Below are 23368 nucleotides of genomic sequence, written 5' to 3'. Positions count from 1 at the left end.
TCAGCTCCAGTATTTTTCTGGTCGTGCAATACCTGGATTACAGGGAATGGTGTACTCGGCAATGTCGACGCCGTAGTGGGTCAGGCCGCAAATCCATACGCCGATTGGCTGCTTGTTCAGCGTGACCAACTGGCGGTCGGCCAGATAGTCCAATTCGCGCCGTAGCTCCAGGCTGGTGGCGTCGGGGAAAATGCCCTGGATAGTCGACAGCACCACAGCTTCATGGGGATCAACGGGCCGAGACGTGTTGAGGGTGAGAATGATGTACCAACGCAGGGATTCCCGGCGCACCTTGGCTGGATCGATGTTCATCAACGTAGTCCTTTGAGCTGTACGTTTTCTAACTTGAGTGCCAGGCCGTCGAGCTTGGCTTCGATAATGGATTGATTGCGTACCCAATCCTCACGGCGGACGTAGTTCAAAGGCATTTCTCCGCGCAGGCGTTCTAGCCCGATCTCAACCTGGCGCAGCCGCTCACTGTCCTTGTCGACTACGGCAAACCGTTGATCCAGGCGCCGCTCCAATTGCACCAGGAGCATTTTCATAACGCCGACAAAGGCGCCGAGGATGGTCACGGCGATACTGATCATCTGCCACACAGGCATTTCAAAGGTCGCCATTAAGCCTTGCTCCTTTCGCGATGTGTTTGGCACTGCGCGCAACGTTGCACACCAGGTATGGCCTGGCGCCTTTCTTCTGGGATCGGCATATCGCAATCAGCCACCTGGCAAAACTCGGCCGAGGGGCCTGTTAAAACTTCTTGCTGTGCCAAATGAGTCGCTAAAGCGCTTTCGTTGTGCAGAGCTTCGAGTACGCTCGCGTAGTCACTTGCTTTCATTGCGTGTCCAATTGATCAGGCTTGTGAGCTGCGCCCGGCAAACGCCATGCAGCTCGGCATTACGCACCAGGTTGGTCAGGAGTTGTTCCTGGGTGACGCCTGAGTCGAGGTCATCAGTGGTTCCGGTTCCGCTGGCAGGCGCAGGAGTTCGGCCGGAGCTGTTCGTGGTTTGCACTGGGGGAGTGGCGGTAATTCCGTTTGCTGTGTTCCACACGCGGACAAAGCCAGTGGTGAACACAGCAATAGGCAGCGGCTCAGGTTTCTCATCCAGGGCGCGACGGTAGAGTGTGGTAACACGGGCAATATCTCCTTTGAGTCGGTCGGTGGTTTTGCGCAGGTTTTCTTTCGTGTCGGAGAGCTGGACAGCCAATTGGTCATTCCTGGCCTGCTCTTTAAGCAGCTCTGCATTCGCCTGTTGTGCGGCACTGGTCGCCGTTTCGGCGGCGCTCTGCTTTTCCTCTGCACGCGCTTGCTCTGCCTTCGCCAGTGCCCTGTCGCCCTCAGACTTTGCTAAGGCATAACCGGCGTCGTATCTGGACTGACCAAAGTCATCGAGCACTTTAATTGCCATGCCGAGGACAAAAAGAATGGCCAGGACAGGCAGGGATTTCAGGAAAAGGCTTTTCATAGGCAGATACCTTTTCCCCAGCCTGCGTCTTCATACAGCCGTTCCCAACGCAACAGGATCAGACGGGGGTATTGGCGGTTTTCCTTGAAGGCAGCGGCCGAGCGGCCGTTGTTGAACCGCTCGACAGAATTGAACCAAGTCAGCGGATCGGCCCCCTTAGCCGATGCCAACTTGCGGTCTTTGATCACCCAGCCCAGACCGCCGTTGTATGCAGAAAGCATCATGGCGCCCTCATCACAGGGCGTACGTGCCTGGACCCGATCCGCCAGCCAGCGGTCATAACTGACCAGTGCTTGCATAGACCAAACCGGGTTATACGGCTCAACCTTGGCGAGAGCTTTGGGGAATAACTTGGCTAGCCAAGTGGCGGTCGAGGGCATCACCTGGCCCAAGCCTTGCGCACCGACAGGCGATTTCGCGTCGAACTTCCAGCGGCTTTCCTGGTGGATCTGCGCGGCAAACGTGGCCACGGGAGCATCCAGGCCCCACTCGGCCTGGGCGATACGCGTCAAATCACGGCGGTAATGCTCTGCCTCTGCAGGTATTTCGGCACGCGCAAAAGTGGATAAGGCAAGCCCGACAATCGTGGCCAAGCATCCAGCGCCTATATATAGAAGAACTCTGCGCATATTCAGAGCCCCAAGGTCAGGCCGAGGACGCAGGCCAGCACGACCAGTGCGCGGCGGATACCGGCCAGAGGTTGTGCGGTGCGCATTACTCTGTTCGGACGGGCATAGGGGAACAACGCCCGGTCAATCCAGTAGCCGAGGACACCGCCCAGGGTTACCAGGCCAGCCTTATAGAGGACTACCGGCAGTTTTGTCGGAGCCACCAATGCCAAACCGATCAACAGAATCAGTGTGATGATGGTCCAGTCGGTCATACGTGGCGCACGGGGACGCCGCTTCAAGAAATAAGGAGTCATGGGGTCGCTCGTGAGGAATTGAGGGATGCACGCAAAGCATTCAGGTGCTGTGCTGCGACTACGGCATTACCAGGGACATGCACGGGCTCGCGGTATGTGGTGATGGCTGGGCTGGCGGGGGTTACAGATGGGCGAAGTTTCTCTTGCTCGCGCACGTGCTGCTGGATATGCGCTTCACCCTGGGAGACATGCGCCTGCACCAAGTCCAGCCAGTCGGCTGGGACTTTACTTAGGAGGACATCGCGAGCAAGGTCATCCCCAGCGGCAAGGATGAGCCGTGCATATTGGCGCGGCCGGTTGGGCCGGGAGGCTTTTGGGGAAGCGGGATCTGTACGCATGGTGCGAGCCTGCCGTCATGGGGAACGGAGCTAGCTTCGCGCGTAGTGGGGAGTGTTGGAGTTTCGTCGCCGCGTAAGAAACCGTGTCAGATGGTACGGTAAAGCGGTAACTCACTTAGGACCGAGGATCCCAATATCTCTACCTGCCTGAATAGCTTTGTATGCGTTGATATGAGTAACCCCTGGCTCCCCATCGCCCGGAGTTCTGAGCACCAGATACATCGCCAAAATTGAAGCGCAGTTCCAGTCTTTCTGTCCGTCACCCAGCGTGCTATAGACAACATCTAATAGGTCATAGTGTGTTATGTAAATCTGAACGTCTTCTAATTGCTGGTGTGTAAAAACCACCATATTCGCGATATTTTCGGCTTCCTTACCCCGCTCCAAATTGTTATGACATTGCTCTGCGGTCCTACGCACCATTTGAAGCAGCTGTTCCTTCCTTTCTTCTGTGACAATAACGCCACTGGACTGATCCTTCCGAGCGAACAAGTCTGCAATAAAAGATGCTGTATAGTTCTGAGCCATCACAACTGGGCCAAAGCCAAGCCCCATTGCTAGCGCTGCTATTTTCCATTTCATCAGTGGATTTTCCCTTCGTCAATGCCCTCAAAGCCGAATAGATCTGGCTCAATCTTGCGATGCAAGGCTCGCTGTTTGGCGATAATGTCATAGATGGTTTGGTTAACGAGCCGGTACTTCCTGGCTAATTCTAACGGTTGGAGTCCTTTCTCCTTCCAGTCATGAAAGATCGCGGCGTCCCGCATTCCCCGCTTCAATGAGTCGCCCCGAGGCAGGTAAATTACGGAGCCACCCAGGGCGTCGCAGATCGCAAACACTACGTGCCGTGCCAGTTCAGCAGCCGTAGCACCTTCTTTCATCTCCGCGTTTAGCTTGGCTTCGGCGATTTCTACCATCTCTCTCAGCGTCCCTTCCCAGCGGTTCAGGACTGTTGGATCTTGCATGTGAGCCAGTACTTTGTTCGGGTCGAGCTTATCGGAGTCATCCGGGAACAGTTGGTCAGTCATTGCGTCGGTCTCCCGTGCCGTTTGGCATCGTATGTGAGGGCAGCAACCAGTTTTCTAAGTTGCTCTGAATCCAGCCAATCGACACGCTCTACCTTGAACATGCGTAATGCCATGCCGTCCGCATAGGCCCAGGTACGCTTGGCCTCAGCCAGAAAAGCACCAACCTTGCTCATAAGCTTCTGGCGATCAACTGGAGTAACTGGTGCCTTACGGCCCGCCTTACTGGCGCGTTTGGGCTTCCATCCAAGACGCTGCAACTCAGCCAGCACCGCCCCGATCTGCAAAGGCTTCAAGTCTTTCGCTGATTGAACTCCACTAACCCGGCTCAACAAGGCCCGATAGGTTTCGTCGTCCAGACCAAGGTCTTTCTTGGCGATATGAATTTTGCTGAGCTGGGTGTTTCGTGTGTTCATTGTGTCCCCCTTCACTAACAGGGCGCTCGCTGAGCGCTAGTTGAGTGCAAGCTGTTCTTGTCCGGTGACCCCATGGTTCAGACGAACATCACCTGCTGCGAGGATGCCGTGCATCGCATCGGTGAACGAACGTACGCCGTTGCTCTTGCTGGCATTGCGGTCTCGTCCGCTGGACTGCACAGTTTCAGGGTGATGTTTGAGCATGTACTCCACTGCGGCTGGTGATGGTTCATCGGTACCGGCAAAGGCCATAACCTGTTGGCGAACACCCCACACCCAGGCTCCGCAGAACACATCAGCGCGCTTGGTCTTGGCTGCGGATTTACATCGCTTCAACTGAGTGTTGATAAAGTCGCGTCGGGACTGGCGAACCTGGCGCAGTAACAGCGTCATGGTGTAGCTGGCCAGCTCTGCTAACTCACCGATAAAGCGCCATTCACCCAGGCCCGCCATGAACAGTACTTTGCAGGCATAGGCCTTGGTGACCGCACTGGCCAGGTTGGCCTCCCATTGCGTTGGTTTGATCTTCGAGCCGCTACGGGCTGCGCACTCGTACACCTCGGACAGTTGTATATCTGACTCCTCAAGGCGGTACTTTTCCATCAAGGCACGAGCTTGCCGCATAGCTGCTGCAGCTTCGTGCGGGTTGTCGCTCGCTGCCAGGCGCAGGAGTTTCTTGATTTTTTCCAGGGCTTTGCTGTGATCCATATTGTCCTCGGCTGCTCATCAGTGCCGGACCACCACGTCCGGCAGACCAACCCGGCAAGCCGGGTGGTTTCGCATCAGTGAATCGTAGGTTTGTCATCCGACAGCTCACGGGCGGCGCGGCATTCTTTGCAGTCACAAGGCGCTCCGCGAATGAGCCTCGGTGCAAGAGTCACTAACCCAAGAGCTAGACGGGCGGCTGCCCCTTGTGGCTTTGTCAGATCTGACAAGTTGGACGGACCTGAGAGATTTACGATGACGCCCAAGTCGTCGTCTTTGATTGTGATGATGTACTCGGCCATGGTTGGCTCCTTAGCGTTGCTTATGAAATGTGATGTGGTAATCGCGGGCAATTTGACGCACGTACTTCTCGCTCATGTGGTGCTTGCGGGCTATCCACCTAGGGGAGTTACCCATGGCTGCGTCAGCCATAATCAGTCCCGCATGCTTGTCGGCATCGACTGGCGGGGCTTCGGGCTCTTTAGGTACGACAACCTTCGGGGTTGCTGCTGGGGCTGTCGGGGCAAACAGATGGGCATAGACCGGGGAGCGCTCCGGGTTGATGGTGAAGGTCGCCGGGGTGCTGCTCATCTTGTGGCCGACTTCCTGAATCTTGCCGCCACGCACCACGAATTCCGCTGTCAGGCGTTCAAGGTTGGCGCGCTCGATCTCGTGTTGCGCCGAGTGGATCGGCAGTGGATCGCTCCGGGTATCGTGATAGCGCTCCATGATCAGGCCCCCAATGCTCGAAAACCTGACTGATTTTTTGTGCCCAATTGCTGGATGAACTGCGCTACGGCGGTGATCCCATCGCGTGGGTTAGCAGCCTCCGGCACTCCAGGTACGAACAGCGTTTCGTTGTCCACGCGAGACAGACGGGCATTTACTGAGACGATGTCGCGGACAGTCTTCTCTTCACCCTCAGCCAATCCGAATGCGCCCTCAGGGACATAGGCACCAAAACCGATGTGGCCGGAAATAAAGCAGTAAGCGGTGACGGTCTTTTTCATTTTAAACTCCCGCAATATCTAGGCTGATCGCTTCGTATTGGTCGGTATCACCGACACGCTGATACACGCGGATGTAGGACTTGGAGCCAATAACCTGGCACGCGTCGCCAATAGCCTGCATAGCTCGCTGCCAGCGTTCATCGGTGATTTCGAGGCGACGTAGCGCCAGCACGCGAGCGGTGCGGATGTCACCTTTCTGGTCAGTACGAAAGGCGTCATTTACCAGCGTGACTACTTCAGGACGTGCCCCTGTCGTCCAATCACGTAAGCACTCGTCGATCAACGCCCTTGCGGCCTGTAAGCGCTCGTCGAAGGCGATGCTTTCCTGGACTGCACGCACGATCTTGTAACGACCGTCAAAGCTGATCAGGCTGACATTGCCCTTTTTTCCGCCGATCTGGGCGCCGTACTGCTCGGCGCTGAGTTCGACAAAGGCTTCAATGTCACCGAAAGCAGAAGCCTTGAACTGTGTCAGGACTTCCTGGATGGCGACCGCTTGAGCGGCCAATTTGAGAACCAAGGTGTCCCGTTCAAGGTCAATGGGCTTGATCAGAACTTCAGGGATCAGCCGCTTTTGCGCGTCAACCCTGTAGCCGTCGGGAATGGTTTGCTGTTGGGTCATTATCAGTTCCTCAATGGACGGTGCTGTGGGCCCAGTCTTCTGGACGGGTAGCGCTGATGGGCTCGCGCCATTCCAGGGTCACGCCCTGGAACTGCACGACGTAACGGGTGCTACCGGCGCTGGGATGCCGTTGGTAGCCAGTGACTGGTTGAGTGCCGACAATCTTGAATCCAGCAGCAGGTTCGATGGTCAGGCTGTTTTCCATAGGCTCAATGCGTAGCAGGCGAACGCCCATCTGTTGCAACGTCCGTGCGCACTGATTGAAAACCCGCAGACGGTCGGCCAGGCGCGGGGTCAAGACTTTCAAAGGAGTACAACTAGTGGAGGCGAGCATGGGCGTTCTCCTGGTTGCAGCAGTCGGGGTTGATCGGGCAGTGTTGGCAAGCACGCCAGCGCTGCATGGCTTGTGGGTTGTGAGTTGGCGCCGGTTTTTCGCGGTAGCTTTGGCACTGATCGCTGGTGACGCTTTCATCAAGGGCGACACATTCAATGCGGCCCAGGGTTTCCATTACCCGCCGCTCAACGCCCGCAGTACTGGGTGATGAATAGCGGTTGGATAGAATCAGGCTGACAGCTGTGCGGCTCATGCCGATGCGCTGACTGGCCTTGGTCTTGTTGGTGGCGGCAACTTCGGCGGCAAGTAGGCGCACGAACAACGGCGCGTCCTGGCCCCAGGCGGTGAGATTGACCTGGTTCATTCGCTCACCACCTGGTCAGCCTTACGCCACACCACTTGATCTAGGTTCGGGTCGTAGACCTGGTCAAAGTCACGCTGGTAGATGGGGTGTTTGGGGCCGGTATACCGCGATGGCACTAAGCGAAAGCGGGTTTTACAGCCTGCTGTTCCGCCTTTCCGGGTTACGTAGCCAGCCTTTGCCAGGCCCGACAAGTACACATGAGCGCCGAACTCACTTATGCATACACCGTTAACACTGGCTGCGGCTGCGGCCTCGGCGGCGGTGAACTCCCCAAGAATGCGCAACGCCCGCCAGATGTTTTCTACACCACCTGCGTGGGTCGAACGCTTGCCGTGATGGTTGACCCGTGGAGCTTCGACGCCTTCGTCTTTGAGTAGCGTCCATTCGGAATCGCGGCGGTCGATGTTGCGGATTTTGCTGACAATCCCGGCCTTTTCCATATCTCGGAAATAGGCACGTACGGCTTGATCGTCTTGGTTCGATTTGCGCGCAACAGTGTAGATTGTCAGCGCTTTAGGTCCGGCGTTGACAGCGCGGATAGCTTCCCAAATGTATTGGCGAGGGGACTTACCGCCCACCATCACCAAATCAGCTCTCGCTCTAGGCATCCCTCAAGCCCTCCGCGACGGCGCTTCGCCGGTAAACCAGCCGCGTGTGCCCCATCCGGCAAGATCAATACTGTCGATGGCTTGCGCTTGAGTTTCGCTGTAGACCTTGTAGAGGTTGACGGCAACACGACGCAGGCATCCGCTGACCTTGACTCGCAGATCCTCTAGCAGATCGTCGGAAAAACGCAGCTTCGGATAGCTGGACTGGGCCAAAGCGCGCAGATCGTCGAGGGTAGCGCGCTGCGCGGGTACCCACTCCAGCACGCGGTTGTGCAGGCGCTCCAACTTGGCCAAGCTGGCGGGCACGCGTTCTTCACCGATCAGAACGATGGTGCCTTCGCTGGCGTTGCAGATGTCAGTCAGGATATTGGCAATTGCCTTTTCGAGCAGATATTGCACATCGTCAATTAGCAAAGGGCGACCGCTGCGGGACAGCTGTTCGGCGACCTGATCAACCATCACCGACAAAGTGGTACCAGGTACGATGCCCATTTCGCGCAAGATGGCTTGAAGAAAGGCCTTCTTACTCCAGGTATCTCGGCACTCCACGTAATAGGCTCGATGCTGGTTTGCGGCGAAAGCGGCACCCACGCTTTTGCCCAGGCCGCTTGCGCCATACATGACCACCACCCCAGGTAGTCCCTCCGGGCGGTTATGGGTACGGGAGATAGCAGCGGATAAGAGTCCGACGTTGGTCAAAGGTACGATTTTATTAACACTCATAGTTCGACTCCTGGAGGTTTCGGGTTAAGCGCGGGCTTGGTCGGCGAAAGCAAACATCTGCTGAATCGACGTGAAGTCCGAGTGTTGCGGGTAACGTGAATGCCACTGCGTTTCCTCGGGCGTCAGCGATTCGCCGCTGGTGAGGCGAGCGTCGAGTTGATGCCAGAATCGGTAGCGAGCGATGGGGTCGCCTGGCAGTTCGAAGGTCGGCGCCTGCGGTGCCGACAGTTGGGCAAATCGCTGGGCCTCGGCGAGTTGCTCAGGTGACAGGTCGTACTGGCTTGAATGGCCGGGGATAACGCGCATTTCGACGTCTTGCCCGGTGATGGTTTTGGCTTTTTTAACCAGGCGGCTCAGTTGGCCGCGTTCACGTTTGTCGCTGGCTTTTTCCAGCATGGTTTTCGGCATGGCCGGGCTGGCGTTGCCATCGAGCAGCGCTTCGCCGATCAGATCGCCCTCAAGGGAGTGGACCCAAACACGGCTAGCGTCACGGAAGTCATAGGCGACGCGGACCTGTTCCCCATGGAAACCGTCCAGGTCTTTGAGAAAGTAGGTGCCGCTGTTCCATTGCACCTGGCAACGGTGGACCGTGCGTTCAACTTGAGGCCGGGTCAGGCTTTCAACGATGTCGGCACTCGCTAACAACGGTTCCCAGCCTTCGGCCTCTGCTGCTTTCCAGGCTTCCATGGGGCTTTGATGGCGCTTACGCATGGTCTGGAGGTCACGAAACCTCGGCAAACCACGGTGTGGGCGACGGTTGTAGTCGTCGAGTGCTTGTTGCAGTGCAGCGAAGAACACCGAAAATTCCGGCACGACCGTTGGCGCCATGCCCAGTGCAAGCTGTTTACGGGAGAGTTTGTGGGTTTTGGTGGCGGCCTCTTTATCCATGTCGGCGCCGATGTAGCTGTCGAAGGTTTTTGCGAGCCTGACCAGGATGGTTTTGTGAGGCCGCTCGATCACGCCACGCGCTTGAGAGTTGTAGGGCAGTGAGTGCGTAATGGTGCCGCCCAGGCGGTCGTTTACTTCGTAGACAACGGCGTTGTCAAAGCCGCTGCCGTTGTCGACGTAGAACACTTTGTACATGCCGCACCGACTTACACCGTCGCGCAATGTATCCAGTGTGGCCAACGTCGACTCGGCCAGGTTGACCGAGAAACCGACGATGCGACGAGTACCCCAGTCTATGACCATGGTGATTTCAGGGCGGAATATTTGCCCAGTCAATGGGTTCATGACCTCCGCATCAAAGGTGTGACCGTCGGCCACCCATACGTCGTTTGGCCAGAGCATGTCAGCTTGGCGACGGTTGTACGCTTTTAGAGCGTTCAGTTCATGCGGCCCCATACGGCCACGCTCACGGACTGACGGACTGAGCTTTTTCAGCCAGCGGCGCACGGCATGGATACTGGGGCAAACGCTGGACTGGGTGCCCAGGTGTACCTGTTTGAACTGTTCGTATGCCGCCTCGACACTCGGCTTTTGCGGACGCTGGTAGTGCTTGAGGAATTCCTCCGCCCAGGTTGGAACGCTCATGTCTTTTTGACGGCGGGCGGGGGCCAGGCCTATTTCTCCATGGGCGCGGTAGTCGGCCAACCAGCGTTTGAGCGTGCGCTCCGACAGCGTGCGGTCTTCTGTCTTGCGGTCGTTGGCGCGGATGACTCGGTCATTCAGGTAGGGGCTGAGTTCGCCGCTTTTCGCCAGTTCGACCAAGGTTGATATAGCGCGGTTTTGGCTTACGACCTTGCTCATGCGTTCGATTTCACGCACGAATGAAAGACGGGCACTCATCACAGACGACTGTGAATCGTTCAAGCGTGACGGCTTTTCTAAGTCGCGTCCTGTGGTAACTACGTAATCTACTGCAGCGGGTGAATCGCTGGCTTCTGCAAGCGATGCAGTCAACAGCGCGGCCTGGGTGTTTTTCGGCAAGACTGAAAGTGTGTACTCAATGGCTTTACTGCCAAGGCGCTGTTGGCCTTCCCATCGTTCACGCTTAGCTCGCAATTGAATAGCGCGCTCAGTTCCTGGCATTCCGGGTAACCCAGCCAGTTCGCCCGCTGAATACCAGTTACGCATGATGGCCACCCAAAGCACGTTTGAGTTCGCGAGCCTTGCGACCGGCATCATCACGCAAACGCTCAAGACGGCCTAACTCTGCATTTAACGCATCACGCCCATATGCAATCCGTCCGCCGCGTTGATGGGCAAGCCAGTTTGTAAGTTCGTGACAGCTGCAAACCTCCTCCAGCAGTGGTGCTCTATAGAACGGTAAATTGTGATCTGTACGCGCAGGGCTCGACCAGGCGTCAAGCATGTGCTTGCTTACTTCATCTCCCGAAAGGCGAGACATACGAGCAGCTATCTCATAGCGGTCTAAATCGGAACCTTTAAGGATTTCGCTAATCAGTTCACTTACCTGAATTGCGTTATTACCGTTGCCGGGCAAAGCTAAAACCGGCTGGGGAACGGCGAAGATGTCCAGCGTTCGATCATCTTTGACTTTGCGCATGTTTATCCCTCCGTGCCGTTTTTACGGTGCCGAAGGTCATAAGCTGGGTTATGCTCATGGCTACAAGTTGCGTTCTTCTCGGCACGTTGTGACCTGATCCGATATGGAGTGCCGTTAAGGTTCCACCGGTCGGGCCACAAGTCGATTGGCTCAAGGCCAAGCGCCTTGGCTATAGCTCTTTCCATTCGCGGGTATGCGGTACGTTTCGCATTTTTTACGGCGGTGTCTGAGACTTTTAGCTCACGCGCCAACTTAGCCAGCGACGTGCCTTTAGCGCGTAGCTGGTACTTGATCCATTCCCAACGTAGGGTTGGGTTCAGAGGGATTTCGGTTTTGTTCATGCCATACATCCATTTTTAACCACCGGACAGGGTGGTTTTTTTGGGGTGTCTAACGTCACTTACGGCATAAACATAGCCGGTTAGTTCCTTTCGGTAAAGCGAAAAGCGGCATTTCGCTAGGCCGGAAGCGGCAATTTTATAAGCGGTGTAGCTATGTCATTGTTTTTAAAGGGTTTAAATCGAATGCGAAATTTCGTTTTCGTTTGTTATGAGATTTCGCTTTCTCTCTGGGAGAAAGCGAAATGAGCGAAGATCTGGCAGCACGTATAAGAGAATGCGCCGACATAGCCGGAAGCGGCGATGAGCTTTCGCGCTTAACGGCTATCCCTCGGCGCACTCTGGAGTATTACTTGACCGGACAGCGGGAGCCCAAGGTGGCGCGCTGCGTTGAGATAGCTAAGGCGGTGGGCGTTGACATTGGATGGTTAGCATCAGGCGAAGGCGATAAACATAGAGGTACGGTGGCAGCTTCCGAAGAGAGCAGGTATGTATATGTGCCGTTGTACGATGCCTATTGCAGCGGTGGCCACGGCTCTTGGAACGAGGGGGCGAGAGTGCTGACCAAGCTCGCATTTACGGCGTACTCATTTCGCAAGAAGGGTCTAGATCCGACCAGGCTGTCCGCAATCCGCGTCGACGGTGACTCTATGCTCGGATTGTTGAACGACGGCGATACAGTTCTAATCGACCATGGCCGCAACTCCCTTGAGGGAGAGGCTGTCTATGTCATCCACTTGGATGACCATCTGTACGCAAAGAGACTTCAACGCCAGTTTGACGGGTCAATCCATATCATCAGCGAGAACAAGGCTTATAAAGATATGGTTGTGCCTAAAGAGAGGCTGAATGATCTGCGGATCATTGGTCGTGTGGTGTGGGCTGGGGGCTGGATTTAATCGCGGCATGACCGATGCCAAAGAGCCCGCCAAACGTGGGCTCATGGTTCAAAATAGTCTGATTTTGGTTTTGCAGCTATTTGGCATCACTTTTAAAGCCGGCGCTAACTAGGCTGCTCGTAAAGGCCCGTATTACCTGGCTTGTCACGTGTTGTCCTGCTTAATCCAGCTTCTTCCCACCAGATCCCTATCGGTGCCAAAGCTGTCACTAACTCACACCGGCTTAGGCTTGGGTTTCGGAATCGGTTTTGGTGGCGCTGGCTTGGAGGCCAATTCATCCACCACCGGCGGCGGTGGCTCGACTACAGGCGGCGGTGGTGGCGGCGGCACGGGAGGCGGCGGTTCCACCACGGGAGGTGCCGGCTGGGAAAACTCGATGGTCATCGGCGGAATTTGCGGCGGCACGATCGGCAACACCGGGGTCGGCTTCTGGCTCACCCAGTAGATCACCGCACCGTGCAGGGCCAGCACCAGCAAACCCAGCAGGATCCCTTCGCGACGGCTGGAGAAACGCTTCGGCGTTTTCTGCGTGCGCAACTGCCCCAACGGCGCGCGGTGCGGCCGGCCAAGGTCGACCAACTCACCACCCGGTGCCTGGCGCCATTGCGCCTCATGTGCACTGGCGGCGGTCTGGACATTGCCCATTGATTCACTCCCTACGGTTTTGAAACAAAAAACCGACAGGCCTGCGTGGAAGGCCGTCGAGGGTTGAATCATCGGGGCCAGACGCTTATCTCTTAAAGTAATCTTTAAAGTTATACATAGATCTAAATTGAATAAATGAAACACTTGGATACGGCAAAGCCCCGTCCTGCGGGGGCTGGCGCAAAGGCGTTGTTTTTTAATGCCTTTCAGGCATAAGAAATATTCAGTAAAGGCATTGATCAGGCAGGGCTGTTTGCACACAAATCAAGCAATTGGCGTTGTAGGCTTTGCCCAGCCGCGCCCAAGCCACTGCGGCCATACAACGCCAGACGCACGCCCTGCACCCTGGGCAAGCCGCTGTCCGGGCCCAGCACGCTATGCCCTGCCTGTACGACGCGACGGGGTAACAAACTGATGCCCAACCCCGCCGCCACCGCCGAACACACACTGGCCAGGCTCGCGCTGGAGTACCCAATGCGCCAGCGCCAGCCGCCCACTTCCAGGTGTTGCAGCATTTCATTGCGGTACAGGCCGCCTACGGGAAATGCCACCAACGGCAGAGGATCGCGCCCCAGGGACGGCGTGCTGCGGCTGTCCACCCAGCACAAGGGCTCCGGCCATGAAGCCAGGCAGTCTTCGCTGTCGCCCATCTGCTTGACCAACAACACGTCGAACTCTCCGCTGCGGTACTGGCGCTGCAACTCGGGCCCCAGGCCGCTGGTGACTTCCAGACGCACCCTTGGAAACGCCAGTACAAAAGCCGAGAGCAGCGGCATGAGGCGTTCGGATGCAAAGTCCTCCGGCACACCCAGGCGCAACACGCCGTCGCTTTGCTGGCTGATCAACACATCGGCGGCTTCTTCATGCAGCGCCAGGATGCGCCGCGCATAGGCCAGCAAGCGCTCGCCTTCCGCCGTAGCGACCACGCGGCGCTGATCGCGGTCGAGCAACTGACATGCCACCGCCTCTTCCAATCGGCGGATCTGCTGGCTGACCGTGGATTGGGTCAGGTGCAGACGCTCGGCGGCGCGGGTGAAATTGCCGCAATCCACGACGGCGACAAAGCTGCGCAATAACACGGGATCGAACATGGGCGCTTACCATTCCATTTGCCACTGGTTGGCATGGTTATATTTAATTTCAGAATACCCTGACGGCTACCCATACTTCACCCTCCAATCATGCCCGGAGGGATTTCCATGACCGACGATCACCAGCGCCTGCAACGCGCGATCCAACTTGCCCAGACCAACGTCGCCCAGGGTGGCCGACCGTTTGGCGCGGTGTTGACGCAAGGCGGCGAAGTGCTGGTTGAAGCGGTGAATGAAATCCATCTGACCCAGGACCCTACCGCCCACGCCGAATTGTTGGCGATCCGCGCTGCCAGCCGGCAACTCGGCACACGCCTGGATGGCTGCGTGATCTACGCCAGCGGCCAACCCTGCCCGATGTGCCTGAGCGCCATGTATCTGTGCGGTGTGGAACGGGTGGTGTTTGCCGCCAGCAACGAAATGGCCGAGCCCTTTGGCCTGTCGACAGCGGCGATCGGGCAGCAGGTGGGCCTGCCAGTGAGCGAGCAGCGCCTGCCGATCCAGCATCTGCCGGATGCGGCCATAACCACGCTGTACCAGCACTGGAAAAATCTGCATGCCCCTGAATAAATCCCTCGCTGGCTGGGGCCTGTTGGTGGTCCTGGGCCTCAACCTGCGGCCGATCCTCAGCTCCATCAGCCCGTTGCTCGGTGAGATTCGCCTGGCTACCGGCTTGAGCTTCCAGAGCAGCGCCCTGCTCACCAGCCTGCCCGTGGTGTGCATGGGCCTGGTGGCGCTGGTGGGCGTGCGGGTTGAAGCGCAACTGGGTGAACGCCGTGGCATTGCCCTGGGCTTGATGATGATTCTGCTGGCGTGCCTGGCCCGCTGGCTGATGGGCCAGGGTTCGACGCTGCTGGTGACCGCGTTGCTCGGTGGCGCCGGTGTCGCGTTGATCCAGGCGTTGGTGCCGGCAATGATCAAGCGCGAATTTCACCACCGCGTGCCGGTGGCGATGGGCGTGTATTCGGCCTCGCTGATGGCCGGTGGCGGGCTGGCGGCGCTGCTCAGCCCAGTGGTGGCCACGCATTTTCAGCGGTGGGAAGCCGGGCTCGGTGTGTGGTTGCTGCCGGCGTTGGCCGCGCTGCTGTTGTGGGCCTGGTTGCCACTGGGCGCGGCAAAAAGCGCGAACGTCATCCCCGCCTTCAAGGGCCTGCGCAATCGCCGCGCCTGGCTGCTGGCGCTGTATTTCGGCCTGGTAAATTGCGGCTACATGAGCATGGTGGCGTGGCTGCCGGCCTACTATCAGCAACTGGGTTGGGACGTGTTGCCCAGTGGCTCGTTGCTGGCCTTCATGACGATCTTTCAGGTGATCGCCGCGCTGATGATGCCGGTGCTGGCGCAACGTGGGATCGATCGGCGGCCGTTGCTGTGGATCAGCCTGCTGGCCCAAACCATTGGCTATCTCGGCCTGTTGATGGCACCGTTGCAGTTTCCCCATCTGTGGGTGGCACTGTGTGGCTTCGGCCTGGGCGCGTGTTTTGCCCTGAGCCTGCTGCTGACCCTCGACCACCACCGCGACCCGCGCCAAGCCGGGCAACTGGCGGCGTTCGTGCAGGGTGTGGGCTTTTTGATCAATGCGATTTCGCCGTGGCTGACCGGCTGGCTGCGTGAACTCACTGGCAGCTTTGTCAGTGCCTGGGTGGTGCTGACGGTGACAGCGGTGGCGATGCTGGTGGTGACCCGCGTATTCAGCCCCGCCACCTACCGCACGGCGCCCGCTCTATAGATATGCATTTAAGATCTAGATAAAACAAACATGCTTCATTGACGGAATAAGCAACCCCCTTAAAATCCCGGTTCCCCTATAGGATGCCGGGCACACCATGGACCTTCGCCAACTGCGCTACTTCATCGCGCTCAACGAGCACCGCAGTTTCGTGCGCGCGGCGGACGCCATGGGCATCACGCAGCCGGCGTTCAGCCGCAGCATCCAGGGGCTTGAGCAAGAGTTCGGCTGTGTGCTGGTGGACCGTGCGAACAAAGACCTGCGCCCCACTCCCGAAGGCCAGGTGGTGTTGCAACACGCATTGAGCCTGGTGCAAGGCGCGGCGTTGCTGAGCCATGAAGTCACGCGCATGACCAAACTCGATGCGGGCGAAGTGCGCTTGGGCAGCGACGCCGTGGCCGCCGTGAACCTGGTGCCCCAGGCGATGGCACGCTTTGTCTCCACCTATCCCAAGGTGCGCACTGCCTTGCAGGTGGATAACTGGGAAAAACTCGGACGCAGCCTGAACCGTGAAGAGATCGAATTCTTTATCGCCGATGTGCGTCATTTCGAGGCTGACCCGAACTTTCAGACCCAGGCCCTGACGCCTCGGCGCAGCGTGTTTTTCTGCCGCGCCGGGCACCCGCTGCTGGCCAAGGACAGCCTCTCCACCAACGACCTGTTCGGCTACCCGCTGGCCACACCCCTGATCGCGCCCGGCATTCGCAAACTGCTGGCCAACCTCAGTGGGCGCATCGACTTTGCGCCCGCCATAGAGCTTGAGCAATTTGCCGCATTGGCCACCATCGTGAAGCAATCCGACGCCATCGGCCTGGGTGCCGAGGAGGCCTTCGTCGAGGCATTCGCCAATGGCCAATTGCAGGTCCTGCATTGGCGCAATCTGCCCCACGCGTTGGACAGCCTCAGCAACCGTTGCGGGGTGATCAGCCGCGCTGGGGTGCGTTTGTCGCCTGCGGCGAAAGCGCTGATCGAAACCCTGCTGGCGGTGGAAAACCCAGCCGATTGGCCCGCACAAACGTCCCGAAATCATTGAAGCGCACGCCCATCTCAGCCATCACCTTGTGGGCCACCCTGGCGGTCATCTGGCGGATGTAAAACGGTTCTTTCACCACAAAATGGTGGATGCCGTGGGTACTGCCGAAGTTGAAGCAGAACGCCTGCAGCGGCCACATCCACCAGGGGTTCAATACCTGGGTCTGCTGAATCACGTTGCCCAGTTCCACATCACCGTAGTAGTGCATGTTGGAGCTGACAAAGTGCAGGCAAAAGGTGCGCAATACGTTAGGGCCGATGATCACCACGGCGGCGATATCGATCACCTGCATCACCTGCAAGGTGCCGGCAGACCACGCGATGGGCGCGCCGAACAGACTGGCGACGCCATTGGCGGCATGAAAACCGAGGAACACATACCACGCCCCCCAATGCAGCAGCGCCAGCGGCGCGTACACCAGCAGCGAGCGCTTGAGGATCGCCAGTTTATGCTTCCAGGTCCTGGCCCGCAGGATGCGGATGAAGGCGGACATGACGTTATCCCCAACCATCAACAACCGCGCAAAGCCCCAGGGCTCACCGTTGGTGATGGCGCGCTCTTCCATATCGGTCTCGGTGCCGGACACCTTGTGATGGTTGAGGTGCAGGTGCCGACGCACCCACGGGTTGATGGTGCTCGGCCGCGCCAGCCACACCAGGCCCATCATCAGGTTGTGGGGCAGGCGCTGCTTGCGAAAGTACATGCTGTGGATCAGGTCGTGTTCCAGCTCGTGGGTCAGTGAAGCCAGGAACGCGTTCAACAACAAGCACACCCACCAGGCCATATGGCCCGTGATGTAGAGCGCCGCCGAGCCCAGCATGCCGAGCAACGCAAACGCCAGGATGCCCGCACCCAACGCATCCTGATGCAGCAACCAAGGGTGTTGCTGGCGCAAGCGCACACCTTCGGCCAGCACCACTTCACGGATATGCGCCGAGCGCTGTTGTGCGCTCATCTGTTGGGGACTTGCAGAAGTACCGTCCATGCTCCCATCCTCTTGTGTATTGATGCGCCCATCCTGCCCCAAGCGATCTGGCAGGACGCTAGCCCCGGACGCCAACCTGTTGACCGCAAGCGCCAATCGTCATGACCGAACCCACTTCCCTCGCCAGCTGGACCCGCGCCCTGCGCAAGCAGCTCGATGCCTTGGGCCTCGACAGCGCCGCGTTGTGCCTGCAAGCCGGGCTCGACCCACAGCAGATGGACGATCCCAACGCCCGCTACCCGCTGTCGGCCACCACGCGTCTGTGGGAATTGGCGGTGCAGGCCAGTGGTGATCCTGCGATTGGGCTGCGGGTGTCGCGATTTGTCAGCCCCACCACCTTTCATGCGCTGGGGTATGCGCTGGTGGCCAGTGGCAGCTTGCGGGAAGTATTCGAGCGCATCGTGCGTTATCACCAGGTGGTCAGTGATGCCCTGACGCTGGAGCTGAGTCGCGATGGCGAACGCTATCGGTTCCGCTTGCTGCAATTACCGGACAGCCCGGCACCGGCGTTCGAGGCCATCGATGCATTTGCGGCGATCTATGTGCGTACCTGCCGCAATCGCCTGGGGCGCGAATACGCGCCGCTGGCGGTGTACCTGCGAAGGCCGGAACCGGCCGATCCCAAGCCATGGCACACAGTATTTCGCGCGCCGGTGTTTTTCGGCGCGGAGGAGGACCGCCTGGAGTTCGCCGCGCAGGATTTCGACAGCCACCTGGACGATGCCAACCCCGAACTGGCCGAGCACAACGAAACTGTGCTCAAGCGCACCCTCGCCCAACTGCAACCGATGACCTGGGAGCGCAAGGTACGCCGCGTGATTGAAGCGCAGTTGCCCGACGGCGAACCGAGCGCCGAGCGCGTCGCACAGGCGCTGCACCTGAGCCTGCGCAGCTTGCAGCGGCACCTGGCGGATGAGGGGTGCCGATTTGATGCGCTGCTCAATGAGTGCCGGGAGAACCTGGCGCTGTTGCACCTGCGTGACCCGCAGTGCTCACTGGCGGAAATCAGTCACTTGCTCGGGTTTGCCGATACCAGCAGCTTCAACCGCGCGTTCAAACGCTGGACGGGGATGACGCCGGGGCAGTTTCGGGATGGGTTGCGATAGCTATCGCTCAAACAACTCAGCGCCCGCGATCACGCCGCAACAATTTCTTTACCCGCACAACAAGAACCTTGGCTTCGAAGGGTTTGAGCAAATAGTCTTCCTCATGCAGTTCCAACCCGCGCAGGCGGTCTTCAATACCCCCAGGGGTCGTCAGGAACAACATCGGCGTCTTGCCCTTCAAGCGAATCGCCTGCTGCAACTTCCAGGCATTCAATCCCGGCAACATCACATCCAGGATCACCAGGTCGTATTCGGTGCTTTCCACCAGCCGCAACGCCGCCATGCCATTGGCCGCCACTTCCACGGTGTAGCCGGCTTCGTTCAGGCCCCAGGCCATCCGCTGTGCCTCGTCGGACTCATGTTCCACTAACAGCACGCGCATAACACACCTCGATTGATCAGGCGTGCAGGCTAACACCCTCAGGTGTGCCTCGCCTCCCGCAGCCGATGCGCGTCGAGGATTTCGATCTCGCCGTACCCCAAACGCACGATGCCCTGGGCTTGCAGGTCCTTGAGCAAGGCGTTGGTGGTCTGACGCGACAGGCTCAACATTGCCGCCAGATCTTCCTGGGGCAGTTGCAGCATGCGTTTTGAATGGTCGATATCGCCGTAGCCCTCGACGATCATCAACAATCGATGGGCCAACCTGACCGAGGCCGGCATCAGGCTGAGTTGTTCGAGGCCGATAAAACTCAGGCGCAATTTCTGGCTCATCAACAAGGCCAGGTCACGCCAGTACCGAGGATTTTCATCCAGGATGTTCAGTAGCGCCTGCTGCGGCACTTGCAACAATGTGCACGGCCCGACGGCGCAGGCATCGTGGGTGCGTGGCAGACCGTCGAACAGGCAGATTTCACCGAACCAGTAGGGCGACTCGACCAGGCTGAGGATGGCTTCTTTGCCCTGCTCATTCACCGCACTGACCCGCAGGCTGCCGTCGAGTACCGCATACAAACCACAAGGCGGATCACCCCGCTTGAACAGGTACTGCCCAGCCGTAAGCTGCCGCAGCCGGGCATGGGCGAGCAAGCTATGCTGAAAAGGTCCCGGCAGGCGGCTGAACCAATGACCGGTGGCCAACCGTGCGTGCCATTGCTCTGCGTCCATGAGAACTCCGAAGATTGTCGCCCAGCTGACAGTTCGCCACCGGGTGACAGGGCATGATCAAGCATCCTACAGGAGGAACAACAATGAAAAGCCTCGTCGACCACCTCAGTCAATACGCTGCCTACCACCGCGACCCGCGCAATATTGCCAGCCACTTTATCGGCATTCCGCTGATTGTCGTCGCGGTGGCCGTGCTGCTGTCACGCCCGGAGTGGGCCGCAGGTGGCGTGTGGATCTCACCGGCCGTTCTGCTCGCGCTGTTTTCGGCATGGTTTTACCTGCGCCTCGAACTGGCGCTGGGCGTGCTGATGACGGTGTTGATGGGCTTGTCGGTGTGGGCCGGGCATGTGCTGGCGGCGCAGAGCACATTAGTGTGGCTGAGCAGCGGTATCGGCATGTTCGTTGTGGGCTGGGTGATTCAGTTTGTCGGGCACTACTACGAAGGCAGGAAACCGGCGTTTGTGGATGACGTGTCGGGGTTGATTGTGGGGCCGTTGTTTGTGGTGGCGGAGCTGGCGTTTTTGCTGGGGCTGCGCCATGACCTCAAGCAGCAGATCGAGGAGCGTTCGGGGCCGATGGCCGCAAGAGAAAAACGTGCCACGGTTTGAAGATTAATGAAGATCCACTGTGGGAGCCGGACTTGCCCAGCTCCCACAGGGTTATGCGGTGTTTTTAAGCTTAGGCTTTTTGCCAGACCTTTGGCTTGAAGAACAGCGTCTCGCCACGGGCCAGACCGGTCAGGCTATCGTGGTCTTTCACCACTTCGGCTTCGATCAATTCGCTCTGGCCTTCGACCTTCAAGGTCACACGGGTGGTCGCGCCCAGCGGGCGAATATCTCGCACTTCAGCCGCGTGATGGTCTTCCAGCTCATGCCGCGACAACGACACTTCATGCGGGCGGAACAGCACGTGTTTATCTTCGCCCAGGTGCAAACGGTTCGAATCACCCAGGAAGTGATAAACGAAATCGCTGGCCGGGTTTTCGTAGACGTCACCCGGTGAACCGATCTGCTCAATCACCCCCTTGTTCATCACCACGATGCGGTCAGCGACTTCCATGGCCTCTTCCTGGTCGTGGGTCACGAACACCGAGGTCAGGTTGATGTCTTCGTGCAGACGCGCCAGCCAGCGGCGCAGTTCTTTACGCACCTTGGCGTCGAGGGCGCCGAAGGGTTCGTCCAGCAGCAGCACTTTGGGTTCCACCGCCAGGGCGCGGGCCAGGGCGATACGTTGGCGCTGGCCACCGGACAGCTGCTCCGGATAGCGATCCGACAACCAATCCAGCTGCACCATGTTCAACAGCTCATGCACCTTGACCGCGATCTGGCTTTCGTTCGGGCGCTGGTTCTTCGGTTTCATGCGCAGGCCGAATGCCACGTTGTCGAACACGGTCATGTGGCGGAACAACGCGTAGTGCTGGAACACGAAGCCGACGTTGCGATCACGCACGTCGTGGCCGGAGACGTCTTCACCGTGGAACACGATGCTGCCGTCATCCGGGGTTTCCAGGCCGGCGATGATACGCAGCAAGGTGGTCTTGCCGCAGCCGGACGGGCCGAGCAAGGCCACCAGCTCGCCACTCTGGATGTCCAGATTGATGCTGTTCAGGGCCTTGAAGGCGTTGAAGTTCTTGCTGACATTACGGACTTCGATCGACATGACTTATTCCTCAGCCGCACCGGCGCGCAGGCGGTTTATACGGTTCTCGCTCCACTGCTTGAGCAGCAGGATGAAGAGCGCCAGGATCAGCAACAGACTCGCCACCGCAAACGCGGCAACGTGGTTGTATTCGTTGTAGAGAATCTCGACGTGCAGCGGCAAGGTGTTGGTCACGCCGCGAATGTGGCCGGACACCACCGACACCGCGCCGAACTCACCCATGGCCCGCGCGGTACACAGCACCACGCCGTAGATCAAACCCCATTTGATGTTCGGCACGGTCACATGCCAGAACATCTGCCAGCCATTGGCACCGAGCAGGCGCGCGGCCTCTTCTTCCTGGGTGCCCTGCTCCTGCATCAGCGGGATCAGTTCACGGGCCACGAAGGGCACGGTAACGAAGATGGTTGCCAGCACAATGCCGGGCAAGGCGAACACGATCTGGATGTCATGGTCCTGCAGCCACGGGCCGAAGAAGCCCTGGGCGCCGAACATCAGCACATAGACCAGGCCGGCGATCACCGGCGACACCGAGAATGGCAAATCGATGAGCGTCACCAGGATGCTTTTGCCACGGAACGAGTACTTGCTCACGCACCACGCGGCGCTGACGCCGAACACCAGATTGAGCGGCACCGAAATCACCACGGCGATCACCGTGAGTTTCAGCGCCGACAACGCGTCGGGCTCAAGGATCGCAGTAAAAAACGCGCCGAGGCCATTCTTCAAGCCCTGGGTCACTACGATAAACAGCGGCAACAGTAAAAACAGCGCAAACACCAGCCAGCCAAGGCCGATCAGGATACGTCGCGATGCAGCACTGCCACGACGGGCGGCGTTGGCCGAGGACGCGGCGGAAATAGACGATTGGGACATGTTCCGCGCCTCCTTATGGACGTTCGATGCGCCGCTGCAACAAGTTGATCAGCAGCAGCAGGACAAAGGAAACCACCAGCATCAACACGCCGATGGACGTGGCGCCGCGGTAGTCGTATTGGTCGAGCTTGACCATGATCAGCAGCGGCAGGATCTCGGTTTTCATCGGCATGTTGCCAGCGATGAAGATCACCGAACCGTACTCACCGACGCCACGGGCAAACGCCAGGGCGAAACCGGTCAACCAGGCCGGCAGCAACGCGGGCACCAGGATGTGACGGAACACCTGCAACGGCTTGGCACCCAGGCAGGCGGCGGCTTCTTCGACTTCCCGGGGGATATCGGCCAGTACCGGCTGCACCGTGCGCACCACAAACGGCAACGTGACGAAGGTCAGCGCCAGGGTGATACCCAACGGGGTGTAGGCGATCTTGAAGCCCAGGTCGGCGGCGAACTGACCAACCAGGCCATTAGGCGTGTACAGCGCCGTCAGCGCGATACCGGCCACAGCGGTGGGCAAGGCGAATGGCAGGTCGATCATCGCATCGATGACCTTGCGGCCGGGGAAGGTGTAGCGCACCAGCACCCAGGCCAGCAGCGTACCGATCACGCCGTTGATCAACGCGGCGTACAGCGCAGTGCTGAAGCTCAGTTGCAACGCCGCCAGCACACGCGGTGCGGAGATGATGTTCCAGAACTGATCCCAGGTGAGTTGAGCGGCGTGTACAAACATCGCCGCGAGGGGGATGAGTACGATCAGGCTGAGGTACACCACGGTGTAGCCCAGCGTCAGCCCGAAGCCGGGTATGACGGGGGAGATACGACGCGACATAAGAGTCCTTGGTTAAGGGAACTGAC

Annotated in this window: 34 protein-coding genes, 1 other RNA gene and 1 pseudogene; 6 read left to right on the top strand and 30 right to left on the bottom strand. The window is 58.6% G+C overall.

Going from position 1 to position 23368, the window contains the following annotated elements:
• From OZ428_RS01075 to OZ428_RS00975, 22 genes are all read right to left on the bottom strand, one after another.
• Nucleotides 1–312, bottom strand: coding sequence for a hypothetical protein (locus OZ428_RS01075; protein WP_102623623.1), 312 nt, complete (start codon nt 310–312; stop codon nt 1–3).
• Nucleotides 312–620: a hypothetical protein gene (locus OZ428_RS01070; RefSeq protein WP_269132488.1), complete on the bottom strand. Its 309-nt coding sequence runs from the start codon at nt 618–620 to the stop codon at nt 312–314. Before OZ428_RS01070 ends, OZ428_RS01075 begins: the two co-directional genes overlap by 1 nt.
• The gene (locus OZ428_RS34545; RefSeq protein ID WP_442964828.1) at nt 620–709 is read right to left on the bottom strand and encodes a TraR/DksA C4-type zinc finger protein; all 90 of its coding nucleotides are present in this window, start codon (nt 707–709) and stop codon (nt 620–622) included. Before OZ428_RS34545 ends, OZ428_RS01070 begins: the two co-directional genes overlap by 1 nt.
• Before the next feature lie 115 nt (nt 710–824).
• A complete protein-coding gene (locus OZ428_RS01065; protein WP_269132487.1) occupies nt 825–1466 on the bottom strand; it encodes a DNA-packaging protein in 642 nt (213 codons plus the stop codon).
• A complete protein-coding gene (locus OZ428_RS01060; protein WP_074846177.1) occupies nt 1463–2095 on the bottom strand; it encodes a transglycosylase SLT domain-containing protein in 633 nt (210 codons plus the stop codon). The genes OZ428_RS01065 and OZ428_RS01060 overlap by 4 nt, the downstream gene beginning before the upstream one ends.
• Before the next feature lie 2 nt (nt 2096–2097).
• Entirely contained in the window at nt 2098–2391 is a 294-nt protein-coding gene (locus tag OZ428_RS01055; RefSeq protein WP_083381358.1) for a putative holin, read from the bottom strand.
• A gap of 449 nt (nt 2392–2840) precedes the next feature.
• Nucleotides 2841–3311, bottom strand: coding sequence for a hypothetical protein (locus OZ428_RS01050; protein ID WP_269132485.1), 471 nt, complete (start codon nt 3309–3311; stop codon nt 2841–2843).
• The gene (locus OZ428_RS01045) at nt 3311–3757 is read right to left on the bottom strand and encodes a Mor transcription activator family protein (RefSeq protein WP_269132484.1); all 447 of its coding nucleotides are present in this window, start codon (nt 3755–3757) and stop codon (nt 3311–3313) included. The genes OZ428_RS01050 and OZ428_RS01045 overlap by 1 nt, the downstream gene beginning before the upstream one ends.
• Complete coding sequence (locus OZ428_RS01040; RefSeq protein WP_269132483.1) at nt 3754–4170, bottom strand: gp16 family protein; 417 nt, start codon at nt 4168–4170, stop codon at nt 3754–3756. Before OZ428_RS01040 ends, OZ428_RS01045 begins: the two co-directional genes overlap by 4 nt.
• 36 nt (nt 4171–4206) lie before the next feature.
• Nucleotides 4207–4878 carry a DUF2786 domain-containing protein gene (locus OZ428_RS01035; RefSeq protein ID WP_269132482.1) on the bottom strand — a complete coding sequence of 224 codons (672 nt, stop codon included), beginning with the start codon at nt 4876–4878 and terminating at the stop codon, nt 4207–4209.
• A gap of 5 nt (nt 4879–4883) precedes the next feature.
• An RNA gene (locus OZ428_RS01030) (hammerhead ribozyme type II) lies at nt 4884–4953 on the bottom strand.
• The gene (locus OZ428_RS01025; protein WP_269132481.1) at nt 4953–5177 is read right to left on the bottom strand and encodes a hypothetical protein; all 225 of its coding nucleotides are present in this window, start codon (nt 5175–5177) and stop codon (nt 4953–4955) included. The genes OZ428_RS01030 and OZ428_RS01025 overlap by 1 nt, the downstream gene beginning before the upstream one ends.
• A gap of 10 nt (nt 5178–5187) precedes the next feature.
• Complete coding sequence (locus OZ428_RS01020) at nt 5188–5604, bottom strand: hypothetical protein (protein WP_269132480.1); 417 nt, start codon at nt 5602–5604, stop codon at nt 5188–5190.
• Between the two features lie 2 nt (nt 5605–5606).
• Nucleotides 5607–5885 (bottom strand): host nuclease inhibitor protein, encoded by a 279-nt coding sequence (locus OZ428_RS01015; RefSeq protein WP_269132479.1) that lies wholly within the window; start codon nt 5883–5885, stop codon nt 5607–5609.
• A 1-nt stretch (nt 5886) separates the two neighbouring features.
• Complete coding sequence (locus tag OZ428_RS01010) at nt 5887–6507, bottom strand: DUF3164 family protein (protein WP_269132478.1); 621 nt, start codon at nt 6505–6507, stop codon at nt 5887–5889.
• Between the two features lie 10 nt (nt 6508–6517).
• Nucleotides 6518–6841 carry a hypothetical protein gene (locus tag OZ428_RS01005; protein WP_074846151.1) on the bottom strand — a complete coding sequence of 108 codons (324 nt, stop codon included), beginning with the start codon at nt 6839–6841 and terminating at the stop codon, nt 6518–6520.
• Entirely contained in the window at nt 6825–7205 is a 381-nt protein-coding gene (locus OZ428_RS01000; RefSeq protein WP_269132477.1) for a hypothetical protein, read from the bottom strand. Before OZ428_RS01000 ends, OZ428_RS01005 begins: the two co-directional genes overlap by 17 nt.
• Nucleotides 7202–7786: a hypothetical protein gene (locus tag OZ428_RS00995; RefSeq protein WP_269134142.1), complete on the bottom strand. Its 585-nt coding sequence runs from the start codon at nt 7784–7786 to the stop codon at nt 7202–7204. Before OZ428_RS00995 ends, OZ428_RS01000 begins: the two co-directional genes overlap by 4 nt.
• A 30-nt stretch (nt 7787–7816) precedes the next feature.
• Nucleotides 7817–8536 (bottom strand): AAA family ATPase, encoded by a 720-nt coding sequence (locus OZ428_RS00990; protein WP_269132476.1) that lies wholly within the window; start codon nt 8534–8536, stop codon nt 7817–7819.
• A gap of 24 nt (nt 8537–8560) precedes the next feature.
• Entirely contained in the window at nt 8561–10612 is a 2052-nt protein-coding gene (locus tag OZ428_RS00985; protein WP_269134141.1) for a DNA-binding protein, read from the bottom strand.
• Entirely contained in the window at nt 10605–11045 is a 441-nt protein-coding gene (locus OZ428_RS00980) for a hypothetical protein (RefSeq protein WP_269132475.1), read from the bottom strand. Before OZ428_RS00980 ends, OZ428_RS00985 begins: the two co-directional genes overlap by 8 nt.
• 2 nt (nt 11046–11047) lie before the next feature.
• The gene (locus tag OZ428_RS00975; protein WP_074846138.1) at nt 11048–11386 is read right to left on the bottom strand and encodes a helix-turn-helix domain-containing protein; all 339 of its coding nucleotides are present in this window, start codon (nt 11384–11386) and stop codon (nt 11048–11050) included.
• A 242-nt stretch (nt 11387–11628) separates the two neighbouring features.
• On the opposite strand from OZ428_RS00975, the gene OZ428_RS00970 reads away from it, so the two are divergent.
• A complete protein-coding gene (locus OZ428_RS00970; protein ID WP_269132474.1) occupies nt 11629–12282 on the top strand; it encodes an XRE family transcriptional regulator in 654 nt (217 codons plus the stop codon).
• Between the two features lie 216 nt (nt 12283–12498).
• Here OZ428_RS00970 and OZ428_RS00965 read toward each other — a convergent pair.
• Both OZ428_RS00965 and OZ428_RS00960 read right to left on the bottom strand, forming a co-directional pair.
• Nucleotides 12499–12927: pseudogene (locus tag OZ428_RS00965) on the bottom strand (energy transducer TonB); the annotation flags it as partial.
• A gap of 239 nt (nt 12928–13166) precedes the next feature.
• Nucleotides 13167–14018, bottom strand: coding sequence for a LysR family transcriptional regulator (locus tag OZ428_RS00960; RefSeq protein ID WP_133076564.1), 852 nt, complete (start codon nt 14016–14018; stop codon nt 13167–13169).
• A 108-nt stretch (nt 14019–14126) separates the two neighbouring features.
• Between OZ428_RS00960 and OZ428_RS00955 the strand changes: the two genes are divergently transcribed.
• The 3 genes from OZ428_RS00955 to OZ428_RS00945 all read left to right on the top strand — a co-directional run bounded on the left by OZ428_RS00955 (nt 14127) and on the right by OZ428_RS00945 (nt 16777).
• Entirely contained in the window at nt 14127–14588 is a 462-nt protein-coding gene (locus OZ428_RS00955) for a nucleoside deaminase (RefSeq protein ID WP_269132473.1), read from the top strand.
• Nucleotides 14575–15744: a CynX/NimT family MFS transporter gene (locus OZ428_RS00950; protein WP_133076566.1), complete on the top strand. Its 1170-nt coding sequence runs from the start codon at nt 14575–14577 to the stop codon at nt 15742–15744. Before OZ428_RS00955 ends, OZ428_RS00950 begins: the two co-directional genes overlap by 14 nt.
• Before the next feature lie 97 nt (nt 15745–15841).
• A complete protein-coding gene (locus tag OZ428_RS00945; RefSeq protein WP_269132472.1) occupies nt 15842–16777 on the top strand; it encodes a LysR family transcriptional regulator in 936 nt (311 codons plus the stop codon).
• Here OZ428_RS00945 and OZ428_RS00940 read toward each other — a convergent pair.
• A complete protein-coding gene (locus OZ428_RS00940) occupies nt 16668–17762 on the bottom strand; it encodes a fatty acid desaturase (protein WP_269132471.1) in 1095 nt (364 codons plus the stop codon). The genes OZ428_RS00945 and OZ428_RS00940 overlap by 110 nt on opposite strands.
• 101 nt (nt 17763–17863) lie before the next feature.
• Here OZ428_RS00940 and OZ428_RS00935 point away from each other — a divergent pair, with 101 nt between their 5' ends.
• Nucleotides 17864–18868: an AraC family transcriptional regulator gene (locus tag OZ428_RS00935; protein ID WP_269132470.1), complete on the top strand. Its 1005-nt coding sequence runs from the start codon at nt 17864–17866 to the stop codon at nt 18866–18868.
• A 16-nt stretch (nt 18869–18884) separates the two neighbouring features.
• On the opposite strand, the gene OZ428_RS00930 is transcribed toward OZ428_RS00935, so the two are convergent.
• Together OZ428_RS00930 and OZ428_RS00925 are read right to left on the bottom strand one after the other, a co-directional pair.
• Nucleotides 18885–19250 (bottom strand): response regulator, encoded by a 366-nt coding sequence (locus OZ428_RS00930; RefSeq protein WP_033898890.1) that lies wholly within the window; start codon nt 19248–19250, stop codon nt 18885–18887.
• Between the two features lie 38 nt (nt 19251–19288).
• Complete coding sequence (locus OZ428_RS00925; RefSeq protein ID WP_269132469.1) at nt 19289–19975, bottom strand: Crp/Fnr family transcriptional regulator; 687 nt, start codon at nt 19973–19975, stop codon at nt 19289–19291.
• A gap of 83 nt (nt 19976–20058) precedes the next feature.
• On the opposite strand from OZ428_RS00925, the gene OZ428_RS00920 reads away from it, so the two are divergent.
• Nucleotides 20059–20583 (top strand): Mpo1 family 2-hydroxy fatty acid dioxygenase, encoded by a 525-nt coding sequence (locus tag OZ428_RS00920; protein WP_269132468.1) that lies wholly within the window; start codon nt 20059–20061, stop codon nt 20581–20583.
• Between the two features lie 70 nt (nt 20584–20653).
• Here the strand turns inward: OZ428_RS00920 and OZ428_RS00915 are convergent, their stop codons facing one another.
• The 3 genes from OZ428_RS00915 to cysT are packed head-to-tail and all read right to left on the bottom strand — an operon-like array spanning nt 20654 to nt 23342.
• Complete coding sequence (locus OZ428_RS00915; protein WP_028615256.1) at nt 20654–21634, bottom strand: sulfate/molybdate ABC transporter ATP-binding protein; 981 nt, start codon at nt 21632–21634, stop codon at nt 20654–20656.
• A 3-nt stretch (nt 21635–21637) separates the two neighbouring features.
• A complete protein-coding gene (gene cysW / locus OZ428_RS00910; protein ID WP_010214166.1) occupies nt 21638–22510 on the bottom strand; it encodes a sulfate ABC transporter permease subunit CysW in 873 nt (290 codons plus the stop codon).
• A gap of 13 nt (nt 22511–22523) precedes the next feature.
• On the bottom strand, nt 22524–23342 hold the full coding sequence (gene cysT / locus OZ428_RS00905; RefSeq protein ID WP_016975029.1) for a sulfate ABC transporter permease subunit CysT: 819 nt from the start codon (nt 23340–23342) through the stop codon (nt 22524–22526).
• Nucleotides 23343–23368: the final 26 nt, after the last annotated feature.

Source organism: Pseudomonas sp. GXZC (assembly GCF_026967615.1).
GTDB classification, from domain to species: domain Bacteria; phylum Pseudomonadota; class Gammaproteobacteria; order Pseudomonadales; family Pseudomonadaceae; genus Aquipseudomonas; species Aquipseudomonas azotoformans_A.
The sequence above is the reverse complement of the archived record's forward strand: the minus strand, read 5'-3'. Positions and strand labels throughout refer to the sequence as shown.